This is a genomic window from Polaribacter sp. 11A2H, from assembly GCF_011379025.1.
Classification (GTDB): domain Bacteria; phylum Bacteroidota; class Bacteroidia; order Flavobacteriales; family Flavobacteriaceae; genus Polaribacter.
Genome location: NZ_WTLD01000002.1, coordinates 90,949 through 103,559 on the forward strand (window position 1 = coordinate 90,949; position 12,611 = coordinate 103,559).

A 12,611-nucleotide genomic window follows, 5' to 3' on the forward strand; every position below is an offset into this window, starting at 1 on the left:
ATAAAACAAAGGTCATGAGACACGGAAAAAAGCATAATCATTTAGGAAGAACTACTTCACACAGAAAGGCAATGTTAGCTAATATGACATGTTCTTTAATAGAACATAAACGTATTAACACTACAGTGGCTAAAGCAAAAGCATTAAGAGTTTTTGCAGAACCATTAATAACAAAGTCTAAAAGTGATACTACTCACAACAGACGTGTTGTATTTTCTCACTTACGTGATAAATATGCAGTTACAGAATTATTTAAAGAAATCTCTGTAAAAGTTGCAGATAGACCAGGAGGTTATCTTCGTATTATTAAGTTAGGAAATCGTCAAGGGGATAATGCTCCTATGGCAATGGTAGAATTAGTTGATTACAACGAAATTTACAATCCTAATGGTAAAAAAGCTAAGAAAACTACACGTAGAGGAAAAAGCAAAAAAGCAGATACTCCACAGGTAGAAGGAACAGCAACAGAAGAAAAATCTGAAGAATAAAAAATGAAAATTTTTTAATTTATATAAAGGGATAAGCGTTTACGTTTATCCCTTTTTTTATATTTTTGTACTAAGAAACACAACAACTATCAATGAAATATCAAACACGAAAAAAGGCGCTTGTCTTATTAGCAGATGGAACAATTTTTTATGGTAAATCCGTAGGAATCGAAGGAACTTCTACTGGAGAAATCTGTTTTAATACAGGTATGACAGGATATCAAGAAATTTTTACAGACCCTTCATATTTTGGTCAATTAATGGTTGCAACAAATGCTCATATTGGTAATTATGGGGTAAATGATAATGAAGTTGAATCTGATGGAATAAAAATTTCAGGTTTAATTTGTAGAAATTTTAGTTTTACACATTCTAGAGTAGATTCTAATGGTAATTTAAAAGATTGGTTTACAAAGCATAATCTTGTTGCTATTTCTGATGTTGATACTAGAGCATTAGTAGCTTATATTAGAGATAATGGAGCAATGAATGCTATTATATCTACAGATGTAGATAATATTGAAGCATTAAAAAAACAGTTATCTGCTGTACCTATTATGGAAGGCTTAGAGTTGGCTTCTAAAGTATCTACAAAAGAACCTTATTTTGTAGGTGATGAGAATTCTGAAATTAAAATATCTGCTTTAGATATTGGTATTAAAAAGAATATTTTAAGAAACTTAGTAAAAAGAGGAGCTTATATAAAAGTGTTTCCTTACAACGCTAAATTTGAGGATTTATCTGCTTTTAATCCTGATGGTTATTTTATTTCTAATGGACCTGGAGATCCAGAACCATTAATTGAAGCGCAAGAAGTGGCTAAAGAAATTATAAAAAGAAATTTACCATTATTTGGTATCTGTTTAGGTCATCAGGTGATTGCTTTAGCTAATGGAATTTCTACCTATAAAATGCACAATGGTCATAGAGGAATTAATCACCCTGTAAAAAACTTATTGACTGGTAAAGGAGAAATTACTTCTCAAAATCATGGTTTTGCTATCAATAGAGAAGAAACGGAAGCTAATAACAATGTAGAAATTACACATGTACATTTAAATGATCATACTGTTGCTGGTATTCGTATGAAAAATAAGAATGTTTTTTCTGTACAATACCACCCAGAAGCAAGCCCAGGACCGCACGATTCTGAGTATTTATTTGATCAATTTATAAAAAATATTAAGGAAGCTAAATCAGTGATAAGTTAACATTCGTTAATTTGATTCAACTGAAAACGTTTTCGTAAGTAACTATTTAAAACCACTCATTTATGAGTGGTTTTTTGTAAATTAGCAGTATAAATTAAAGACATAAATTAATTAAATAATAAATATAATGAGTATAATAATTAGCGTTCACGCACGTCAAATTTTTGATTCAAGAGGTAATCCAACAGTTGAAGTAGATGTAACTACAGAAAATGGAATTTTAGGTAGAGCAGCAGTTCCTTCTGGAGCTTCTACAGGAGAGCACGAAGCAGTAGAATTACGTGATGGTGGTAAAGATTACATGGGTAAAGGTGTTTTAACAGCAGTATCTAATGTAAATAATATTATTGCACCAGAATTGTTAGGAACTTCTGTTTTTGAGCAAAATACTATTGATCAATTAATGATTGATTTAGACGGTACTCCAAATAAATCTAATTTAGGAGCTAATGCTATTTTAGGAGTTTCTTTGGCTGCTGCTAAAGCTGCTGCTAACGAGTTAGGAATGCCTTTATATAGATATGTAGGTGGTGTTTCTGCTAATACTTTACCATTACCAATGATGAATATCATTAATGGTGGTTCTCATTCTGATGCTCCAATTGCATTTCAAGAATTTATGATTATGCCAGTTAAGGCAAAAACATTTACAGAAGCAATGAAAATGGGTTCTGAAATTTTTCATAATCTTAAAAAGGTTTTACACGATAGAAATTTATCAACTGCTGTTGGAGATGAAGGTGGTTTTGCACCAAATTTACCAGGAGGTACAGAAGATGCTATTGAAACTATCGCATTAGCAGTTAAAAATGCTGGTTATGTTTTTGGTGAAGAAATTAAAATTGCATTAGATTGTGCTGCTGCAGAATTTTATGTGAATGGTAAATATGATTACACAAAATTTGAAGGTGATAAAGGTGTTATCCGTTCAAGTAAAGAACAAGCAGATTATTTAGCTGAATTGACTGTAAAATATCCTATTATCTCTATTGAGGATGGAATGGATGAAAATGATTGGGATGGTACAAAATATTTAACAGAATTAATTGGAGATAAAGTACAATTAGTTGGTGATGATTTATTTGTAACTAATGTAGAACGTTTATCTAAGGGTATTGAAAACGGTATTGCAAACTCTATCTTAATTAAAGTAAACCAAATTGGTAGTTTAACAGAAACTATTGCAGCTGTAAATATGGCTAAAAATGCAGGTTATACTTCAGTAATGTCTCATAGATCTGGTGAAACAGAAGATAATACTATTGCAGATTTAGCAGTAGCATTAAACTGTGGACAAATAAAAACTGGTTCTGCTTCTCGTTCTGATAGAATGGCAAAATACAACCAATTATTACGTATTGAAGAAGAATTAGGAGCAACTGCTTATTTTCCAGGTTTAAAAGCTTTTAACCTATAAAAATATTTTTTTTAAATATAATACTACCTCATAAGAAATTATGAGGTTTTTTTTGTTTTATATTCATATAAATTACTTTTATTTTAAAATTTCTAAAATCTATTACTAGACCCTTTTAAAATGCTCGAAAATTTGGTATCTTCGTCAAACTTAACAATACTAAAAAATCATCATTAAATGTCAGATACAGCTAAATTACAAATTGGAGATAAATCTTATGAATTTCCACTTGTAAAAGGAACAGAAAATGAAGTAGCCATAGATATTAAAACTTTAAGAGGAGTAACTAATGGAGTGATAACTATTGATCCTGGTTTTAAGAACACAGGTTCTTGTGAAAGTGCTATTACTTTCTTAGACGGTGAAAAAGGTATTTTACGCTATAGAGGTTATTCAATTGAAGAATTGGCTGAAAAAGGAGACTTTTTAGAAGTATCTTACGCTTTAATATTTGGAAATTTACCAACTAATGAACAATTAGAAAAATTTCATAAAGATATTAGAGATCATTCATTAGTAGATGATGATGTTAGAAAAATATTAGAAGCTTTTCCTAAAACAGCACATCCAATGGGTGTTTTGTCTTCTTTAACAAGTGCATTAACAGCTTTTAATCCATCTTCTGTGAACATAGAGTCTACTGAAGATATGTACAATGCTATTGTGCGTATTATGGCTAAATTTCCTGTTTTAGTTGCTTGGACTATGCGCAAGAAACAAGGAATGCACTTAAATTACGGAAAAAAATCTTTAGGGTACGTTGAGAATTTAATGTACATGATGTTTAAACAACCTAATGAAGATTTTGTAATTAACCCAATTGTTAAAGATGCTTTAGATAAATTATTAATTTTACATGCAGATCATGAGCAAAACTGTTCTACGTCTACAGTAAGAATTGTAGGTTCTTCTCATGCAGGATTATTTGCATCTCTTTCTGCAGGAATATCTGCACTTTGGGGACCATTACATGGTGGAGCTAATCAGGCTGTTTTAGAAATGTTAGAAGGTATAAAAGCTGATGGTGGAGACACTAAAAAATACATGGCTAAAGCAAAAGATAAAAATGATTCTTTCCGTTTAATGGGGTTTGGACATAGAGTTTATAAAAACTTTGATCCTAGAGCTAAAATTATTAAAGCTGCAGCAGATGAAGTTTTAAATGATTTAGGTGTTACAGATCCTATTTTAGATATCGCTAGAAGTCTAGAGCAAGAAGCTTTAAGTGATCCTTATTTTGTAGAAAGAAAATTATACCCTAATGTAGATTTCTATTCAGGTATAATCTACAGAGCTATGGGAATACCAACAGAAATGTTTACAGTAATGTTTGCTTTAGGACGTTTACCAGGTTGGATTGCTCAATGGAAAGAAATGCGTCTTAACAAAGAACCAATAGGTAGACCACGTCAAATTTATACAGGTGAAAATTACAGACCATTTGTTGAAATAGAAAAAAGATAAATTTTATTACATTTACAAAAACAAAGCTTCATATTTTATGAAGCTTTTTTTATCCATATTATCTATGTTAGAACTAAATATTAAAAACGAAACCTCAAGATTAAGGGCTGTAATTTTAGGTACTGCCAAAAGTAATGGAGGTGTGCCAAGAGTAGAAGACTGCTATGACCCTAAAAGTATAGAGCATGTTTTAGCGGGTACATACCCTAAAGAATCTGCAATGAACTTAGAGATGGAAGCTGTTGCTGAAGTTTTAAAAAAGTATAATGTAGAAGTATTTAGGCCAGATATAATTGAAAATTACAATCAAATATTTTCCAGAGATATTGCTTTTGTTATTGATGATACTTTTATAGAAGCTAATATTCTTCCAGATAGAGAAAAAGAGTATAAGGCAATAGATAAAGTAATATCACAAATAGACCCTTTAAAAGTGGCTGTTTTACCTAAAGAATGTCATATAGAAGGTGGTGATGTAATGCCTTGGAATGAGTATATTTTTGTTGGGACATATTCTGGTAGCGATTATTCAGATTTTATTACAGCACGTACTAATATGGACGCTGTAATTTCTCTTCAAGAATTATTTCCTCATAAAAAAGTAAAATCTTTTGAGTTAAGAAAATCAAATACAGATGCAAAAGATAACGCATTGCATTTAGACTGCTGTTTTCAGCCAATAGGAAAAGACAAAGCTATTCTTCATAAAAATGGTTTTTTAATTGAAAGAGAATATGAATGGTTAGTAGATTTCTTTGGAAAGGAAAACATTTTTGAAATAACAAAAGAAGAAATGTATAGCATGAATAGTAATATTTTTTCAATTTCTGAAGAAGTAATTATTTCAGAAAAAAACTTTACAAGATTAAATACCTGGCTTAGAGATAATGGTTTTACCGTAGAAGAAGTATCCTATTCGCAAATAGCAAAGCAAGAAGGATTGCTTAGATGCTCTACATTGCCTTTAATTAGAGATTAAAGAATATGTTTCAACTACTTATAATTGTTCTTAAAATGCAATCATTTTTTAGATAAAAGAAGTTTGAAATGTATTTACTATATTTTAAAATTGACTGTTTGTCACTTTTTAAAACTAAAAAAAACGAGCAATTTGCTCGTTTTTTTTAGTTAATAGAATAAAATATTTTCACTATTTTTCTTTGATTGAATTTAAGTATTCTTGAAAACGTATTCCGTAATCAGAGTTTTTTACTTTATCAGTTAAAGAATTGTTTACCGTATCTAACATTTTTAAACTAGCATCATACATTTCTGTTAAGCCAATGTAAGGCGCTACTTCTAAACCTGCATTTGTAATTGCAAAATTAGTAGTATATAGAACTCTTCTTTTTACAAGATTCTGATAGTCTCTCTCTAATTGAGTAACTAATTCTTGGTCGTTTGCTTTTTTAGCATCAAAATCTTTTTTGATGAATTCTAATCGCTGATCCTGAAATTTATTTTTAATTATATTATAATTATCTAAAATTTCTTGATTTTTAGAGCCTGTTATTTTTGGAGCGTAACCAAAATTTTCTACATTATCATTAATGGTAATAATTCCTTTTTCACCAAAAAATAAAATCCTTTTATCACTTGTATTTCCATCAAATGTTAAATAATATAATACAGGAGATTCTACATTATCAATTAAAGTAAATTTATCACTACCTAATAATTTTACAGAATCTACAGATACTAATAATGTATCTTTCATTTTTTGAAGGTATAGAGTTCCTTTTTTAAGACCTTTAATTTGACCTTGTACAGTCATATTTCCTTCTTTTTTAGAAGAACATGCCGTAATTAAAATTGATAGGACTAAAAGCGTAATAATTTTCTTCATAAATCTATATTTTTCGTATGCAAATATGCTCATTTTTTTTAAAGTGTTGCTGATAATTCCATTAAAATAGTACATAAAATTGCACCAATTGTCCCTATTGCGTACCCAAAAACGGCTAACAAAACACCAACAGTAGCTAAAGAAGGATGAAATGCTTGTGCTACAATTGGTGCAGAAGCTGCACCACCAACATTAGCTTGACTACCAAGTGCTAAAAAGAAATAAGGAGCTTTAATTAATTTGGCAACTATAATTAATAATCCAGCATGAATAGACATCCAAACAAGGCCAATAGCAATTAAACCTACATTATCAAAAATCATTGCTAAATCCATTTTCATACCAATGGTAGCAACCAAAATATAAATAAATACACTTCCAATTTTGCTTGCACCTGCACCTTCGTAATTTTTTGCTTTTGTAAAAGATAAAAGTACTGCAATAACTGTAGAAATACTAATTAACCAAAAGAAACTAGAACCTAAGAAAGTAAAGATGTTTCTCCAAGTTTCAGATTCTATACTAGCAACTAATTCACTGAAAAAAGCACTTAAATATGCTGCAGTAAAATGACCTAAACCAACGGTACCAAATGCAATAGCAAGAATTATCATAAAGTCTGTTACAGAAGGATTCCTTTTTACTTTTTTAGTAAATAAAGATACTTTATCTTTTAGATCTTCAATGGCAGAAGTATCTGCACCCAACCACTTGTCTATTTTATCTTTTTTACCAATTCCTATTAATAAGATAGCCATCCAAACATTAGCGACTACTATATCTACAAAGACCATTCCTCCATATTTTGCAGGGTTGTATTTATAAATTTCTAACATGGCTGTTTGGTTTGCACCACCACCAATCCAACTTCCTGCAAGTGTAGATAAACCACGCCAAACAGCATCAAAGTCAGAACCTCCAACCGTTTCTGGAGAGAAAATTGAAATTAGTAGAATTGCTATTGGTCCTCCAATAATAATACCTACAGTACCCGTAAAAAACATAATTAATGCTTTAGAACCTAGGTTAAAAATAGCCTTTAAATCGATGCTTAAAGTCATTAAAACTAGGGCAGCAGGCAATAAAAATCGACTAGAAATATAATACAATTGCGATTTTCCTTTTACAACTTCTCCCGCAGTGTTTAAGGTTTCCCATTCTGGGGATATGATGCCGGCAGTAGTAAAAATTGCAGGAATAAAATAGGCCATAAATAAACCAGGTACAATCTTATAAAACTTATGCCAGAAACCACTTTTTATATTTTCTGTATAGAAAACGAAACCGAGTGATAACATTAAGATTCCAAAAACGATTGCATCATTTGTAAAAGTGGGTGTTGTCATACTTAAATTGTTTTTTAAAGTCTGTTTTTAAAATAATTTCTACTTGCAACCTATAAAGATTACTATTTAAAAATTTTGTGTAAAAATAGCCTAATTTTATTCTTAGGCTTTCATTTATTTTTTTAAGGATACTTATGCTTGTACTGGTTGATTATAAGTCTTTTAGTTGATTTTTGTAAAAAGTTAGCTAAAATAGTTACATCTTGACAAAAGCAGTATTCATGCAAACCAGCAGCAATTTTTTTGTAATATTTATCTGTTATAGAGTAAATATATTATAGCTTATATAATTAAAAGCCTAAAACTATAAATTAATTAATAATTTCTTGTTTTGCATAATTATACCCTAAAAATAGGTTTTACCAAACTTTTATCAAATAGGCAATATACAAATTACTAAACGCTCAATATAAATTGAGCGTCTATTATTAATATTTAGGTTGTTTTAATCCTTTGGTTAAAGGAAATGGTTCTGCTTAGGCTTATAATAAGGGAATATTCTTGTTGATGTTATATTTGCTTAGTACTTTTCAAAGACCTACTTTTAATCTTCTTTTTTGGTGGGTTCTCTTTTTGCATTTTTAAGTGCTTGCATAAGCATCCATTCTATTTGTCCGTTTGTAGAACGAAATTCATCTGCAGCCCATTTTTCAATCGCTTTTATCATGTCTTCATTAACTCGCAACGCGAATGCTTTTTTCTTTGCCATGTTATCTTTTTATAAATAAACTGATGGTTTTAATTAGTTTATCTGAGATTTGGTATTCCGAAGAATAGTAAGATTTCATATTGTCTTCCTCTTTTTGAATGTCTTTTAAAACATGGTTCATGTTTTCTATAATCACTAATTTAGAATTTGTATTTGCTGCATGTAATATTTGGGCATCTTCTATGGATACTTGTAAATCTTTATCACCATTAATAATTAAAACAGGAATAGTTAGTTTTTTAATCTCGGTTTTGGGGTTTAACTGCATCCAATCGTATAAAAAAGGCTGATTTGGTTTGCCAAATATGCTCATTAAAAACGGGTGAACAGTTTTAATTTTACCTTTTACTCTTAAAGTATCAAATTGTTTCCTGGCAGCAATACCTAGTGGAGCATTGTTTTTTGTAATTTGTTTTATAATGGTTTCATCAATCTGTTCTCCCGCTCCAGCAATAGAAATATATTTATCAACTTCTTTAGCAGCCATCATTGCAATTAATGAACCTTGACTATGGCCAACTAAAATAATTTTAGAAAAACGGTTATTATTTTTAAAATAAGAAATTACTTTTTCTGCATCCAAAGTGAAATCTGTAATTTTTGTATGTGCTAATAACTTGCTATTATTTTTGTTTGCCGTTCTTTTATCATAACTAAAAAATGCAATATTTTCTTTATTGATAGAATCTCGAAATTGTTTAATATAGTTTGCTTTTACATTTTGTGCAGGCTGATTTCCGTTTCTGTCTATAGGGCCAGATCCATGAATCCAAATTACTAAAGGCGTGTTTTCTTTCGTAAAAGTTAAGGTTCCCGGAAGCTCTATTGCTCCATTTTTTATTAAAATTTCTTCAGATTTCACTTGTGCAAAAGAAACTGATATTCCAAAAAGGGTGATTACTAAATAGGTAATTATTCGAATCATATTAATTTATTTTTAAACTATAAGTTTTTAAAACTCTTTTTGCTTCTTCTTTTAATTGAGTTCCGATTAATAATTTTCTTCCATCTTTTAGTATTAATTGAATGCCAATATCACCAGAAACATTTACCGCTTTTTCTTTTCCTTTATTAAAGAAAAAACCACCTCTTAAGCCCCAACCACCAAATTCTGTAATAGGTTGATAGTTTCTTACATAGGCTTTAGAAATTGTATTCCAAGGAATTGATTTTATTGAAAAATGTAAAGGAAAAAATTGATAATGAATTCCTTTTTCATCAATTCTAGTGGTTAGTTTAAAAAAGAAAATTAATGAAACGGATAATACAATAACCCCAATTGTAATTAAAAACTCTTGAGTAGACAAATTTGCATCTTCTTTTAAGTATTTTTTTATCATCATTGCTACAGGAACAATGGAAGCGATAATTAATACTACAATTAACCAAGTTTGTCTAAAACTTTGTTCTTCTTTAAAAACTTTCATTTTATCTGTTTTTGTCTTTTTCCAAAACGGCATAAACGCCACCATTGGTATTTGCATATACATTAATTACGCGCCAACCTTGTTTAGCGTGTTCATTTATTTCGTCTTCAAAGTTTTTCTGGCTGTTAGACCAACTTATTTTTTGTTTTAAAAATTTGTACTCTTTCATATTTTAGTTTTTTAGGCTTCTATTTAGATATATGATATTTTAATGACTCAAAGTACCTGCATTTACAACCGGAGACGCTTCTTTATCTCCACACAAAATAACTAATAAATTACTTACCATTCCTGCTTTGCGTTCATCATCTAACTCAACAATTTGTTTTCTACTTAATTCGTTTAAAGCCATTTCTACCATTTCCACAGCACCTTGTACAATTTTATGTCTTGCAGCTACAATTGCAGTTGCTTGTTGTCTTTTTAACATGGCAGAAGCAATTTCATTAGCATAGGCTAAATACCCAATTCTTGCTTCTAAAACTTCAATACCTGCAATTGTTAAACGTTCGTCAATTTCTTTTTCTAAAGCTTCAGAAACTTCGTTAACACTAGAACGTAAAGTAATGTCTTCGTCATGGCCTTCATCTGCAAAATTATCATACGGATACATACTTGCTAATTTTCTTACAGCAGCATCTGTTTGTACTCGTACAAAGTTTTCGTAATTATCAACATCAAAAGCAGCTTTATATGTATCTGTTACTCTCCAAACCAAAATGGTAGAAATCATAATCGGATTTCCTAATTTATCGTTTACTTTTAAACGTTCAGAATCGAAATTACTAGCTCTTAAAGAAATTGTTTTTTTCTTATAAAGAGGATTTGCCCAATACAATCCATTCGCTTTAATAGTACCTACATATTTACCAAATAGTAAAATTACCTTAGAAGTATTTGGGTTTACAAGAATAAATCCGAAGAAACCAATAAAGCCAATTAGACTAACAATCATATATACAATTGTTTCTTCCATTGCAGATAATACAATTCCGCCAATAAATAATAGTAGTACGATTAATAACATTAAATAACCGTTTGCTGGTTTAATAATTTTTTCTGCTTTCATATAGATTTATTTAAAGTGATATTAAAATGATATCGTAAAGATATAGTATTATTTTTAAGATTTACAAATTTGGTGAAGAATAATTTTATAAATTTGTTGAAACATAATTTTAAAAACACAAAATGAAGATTAAAGTACTTTTTATACTATCGATATTTTTATTCTCAAATTTTTCAGCAGAAGAAACTGTTTTTTGGGGACCAACAGGACATAGAACTACGGGGAAAATAGCTGAGAATCATTTAACAAACAAAGCCAAAAGAAAAATTGATAAATTGTTAAAAGGACAAAGTTTGGCATTTGTATCCACCTTTGGTGATGAAATAAAATCTGATAAAAAATACAATGAATTTTATTCTTGGCATTATGTAAATATGGGCTTAGATGAAAAGTATGCAGATGCAGAAAAAAATCCGGCAGGAGATATGGTTACTGGTATCTATAAATGTATAGAGATTTTAAAGGATGACAATAGTTCTGAAGAAGATAAAGTTTTCTATTTAAAAATGTTGGTACATTTAGTTGGAGATTTACACCAACCAATGCATGTTGGACAAAGAGAAGACAAAGGTGGTAATACTATACAGCTTCAGTGGTTTGGTAAGGGTACAAACTTACACTCGGTTTGGGATTCTAAAATAATAGAAGAATATAACATGAGTTATATTGAATTGGCTGAAAATGCAAAAGATTTATCAAAAGCAGAAATTAAAGCTATTGAAAAAGGAACTGTTGTAGATTGGGTAGATGAAGTTCATGAGGTTACAAAAGAAGTTTATAAATCTGTAAAAGTTGGTGAGAATTTAAAATACAGATATTCTTATAATCATTTAGGAACTGTAAGAACTCAATTGCAAAAAGGAGGAATTCGTTTGGCAAAAATTTTAAACGATATTTTCTAGTAAAAACAATATTTCTAATAAAAGAGGCTGTTTAAAAAGGGCGTTTTTTGTCAATCTGAATTTATTTCAGATTCTTATGAATTTTGAAATTCAGTACGTTGAGATACTGAAACAAGTTCAGTGTGACAATATATAATCCTTTTTTAGACAACCTTTTTTTTGTTAAGGATTAGTTAATTGTTTTTTAATAAGATATCTTCTTTGTAATTTTATAAAATGCTAAAAAACGGTTTCTATACTTTGTTATTTTTCTCCCTTTTATTTTCCTGTAAAAAAGGAGAAGTAAAAGAAGTATCACAAAAAGTAAGCTCAGTAAAGTCTTATACATATAATGAGTTAAAGCCTTTGTTAGAAAAAAATGATGGTAAAACGTATGTAGTAAATTTTTGGGCAACTTGGTGTGCGCCTTGTGTAAAAGAATTACCTGCATTTGAAAAATTAAACCAAGAATATGCAGCTAAAAATGTAGAGGTTATTTTGGTGAGTTTAGATTTTCCTAAACAAGTAGATAAAAGATTAATTCCTTTTATTAATAAACATAATTTACAGTCTAAAGTGGTTTTATTAAATGATATAAATGAAGATGTTTGGATTAAAGCAATCGATTCTACTTGGTCTGGAGCATTACCTGCCACATTAATTTACAATGCAAAAGGTAGAAAGTTTTACGAACAATCTTTTGATTATGAAAAACTAGAGTCTGAATTAAAAACGATTTTATAAACGAATAAA

At 29.6% G+C, this 12,611-nt stretch carries 14 protein-coding genes; 7 read left to right on the forward strand and 7 right to left on the reverse strand.

The window, feature by feature from the left end:
- Window positions 1–14 precede the first annotated feature (14 nt).
- The 5 genes from rplQ (at window position 15) to GQS58_RS02950 (ending at window position 5,559) form a co-directional block, all read left to right on the forward strand.
- Window positions 15–488: a 50S ribosomal protein L17 gene (gene rplQ / locus GQS58_RS02930; protein WP_166382674.1), complete on the forward strand. Its 474-nt coding sequence runs from the start codon at window positions 15–17 to the stop codon at window positions 486–488.
- Between the two features lie 92 nt (window positions 489–580).
- Entirely contained in the window at window positions 581–1,699 is a 1,119-nt protein-coding gene (gene carA, locus GQS58_RS02935; RefSeq protein ID WP_166382676.1) for a glutamine-hydrolyzing carbamoyl-phosphate synthase small subunit, read from the forward strand.
- A 127-nt stretch (window positions 1,700–1,826) separates the two neighbouring features.
- Window positions 1,827–3,116 (forward strand): phosphopyruvate hydratase, encoded by a 1,290-nt coding sequence (gene eno / locus GQS58_RS02940; RefSeq protein WP_166382679.1) that lies wholly within the window; start codon window positions 1,827–1,829, stop codon window positions 3,114–3,116.
- A gap of 177 nt (window positions 3,117–3,293) precedes the next feature.
- Window positions 3,294–4,580, forward strand: a complete 1,287-nt coding sequence (locus GQS58_RS02945) for a citrate synthase (RefSeq protein WP_166382681.1) — start codon at window positions 3,294–3,296, stop codon at window positions 4,578–4,580.
- Window positions 4,581–4,644: 64 nt separating this feature from the next.
- The gene (locus tag GQS58_RS02950) at window positions 4,645–5,559 is read left to right on the forward strand and encodes a dimethylarginine dimethylaminohydrolase family protein (RefSeq protein ID WP_166383217.1); all 915 of its coding nucleotides are present in this window, start codon (window positions 4,645–4,647) and stop codon (window positions 5,557–5,559) included.
- A 171-nt stretch (window positions 5,560–5,730) separates the two neighbouring features.
- Here GQS58_RS02950 and GQS58_RS02955 read toward each other — a convergent pair whose 3' ends face one another.
- From GQS58_RS02955 to GQS58_RS02985, 7 genes are all read right to left on the reverse strand, one after another.
- Window positions 5,731–6,426, reverse strand: coding sequence for a DUF4369 domain-containing protein (locus GQS58_RS02955; protein WP_166382683.1), 696 nt, complete (start codon window positions 6,424–6,426; stop codon window positions 5,731–5,733).
- A gap of 38 nt (window positions 6,427–6,464) precedes the next feature.
- Window positions 6,465–7,772 (reverse strand): DUF819 domain-containing protein, encoded by a 1,308-nt coding sequence (locus tag GQS58_RS02960; RefSeq protein WP_166382685.1) that lies wholly within the window; start codon window positions 7,770–7,772, stop codon window positions 6,465–6,467.
- Between the two features lie 544 nt (window positions 7,773–8,316).
- Complete coding sequence (locus tag GQS58_RS02965; RefSeq protein ID WP_166382687.1) at window positions 8,317–8,481, reverse strand: Arc family DNA binding domain-containing protein; 165 nt, start codon at window positions 8,479–8,481, stop codon at window positions 8,317–8,319.
- A 1-nt stretch (window position 8,482) separates the two neighbouring features.
- Window positions 8,483–9,406, reverse strand: coding sequence for an alpha/beta hydrolase family protein (locus GQS58_RS02970; protein WP_166382689.1), 924 nt, complete (start codon window positions 9,404–9,406; stop codon window positions 8,483–8,485).
- Window position 9,407: 1 nt separating this feature from the next.
- The gene (locus GQS58_RS17030) at window positions 9,408–9,908 is read right to left on the reverse strand and encodes a hypothetical protein (protein ID WP_205860367.1); all 501 of its coding nucleotides are present in this window, start codon (window positions 9,906–9,908) and stop codon (window positions 9,408–9,410) included.
- Window position 9,909: 1 nt separating this feature from the next.
- Window positions 9,910–10,077, reverse strand: coding sequence for a DUF4177 domain-containing protein (locus tag GQS58_RS02980; protein ID WP_166382691.1), 168 nt, complete (start codon window positions 10,075–10,077; stop codon window positions 9,910–9,912).
- Between the two features lie 39 nt (window positions 10,078–10,116).
- Window positions 10,117–10,977 (reverse strand): SPFH domain-containing protein, encoded by an 861-nt coding sequence (locus GQS58_RS02985; protein WP_166382693.1) that lies wholly within the window; start codon window positions 10,975–10,977, stop codon window positions 10,117–10,119.
- Window positions 10,978–11,099: 122 nt separating this feature from the next.
- Here GQS58_RS02985 and GQS58_RS02990 point away from each other — a divergent pair, with 122 nt between their 5' ends.
- The gene (locus GQS58_RS02990) at window positions 11,100–11,879 is read left to right on the forward strand and encodes a S1/P1 nuclease (RefSeq protein WP_166382695.1); all 780 of its coding nucleotides are present in this window, start codon (window positions 11,100–11,102) and stop codon (window positions 11,877–11,879) included.
- A gap of 216 nt (window positions 11,880–12,095) precedes the next feature.
- The gene (locus GQS58_RS02995; protein WP_166382696.1) at window positions 12,096–12,602 is read left to right on the forward strand and encodes a TlpA disulfide reductase family protein; all 507 of its coding nucleotides are present in this window, start codon (window positions 12,096–12,098) and stop codon (window positions 12,600–12,602) included.
- The last annotated feature ends 9 nt before the right edge of the window (window positions 12,603–12,611 follow it).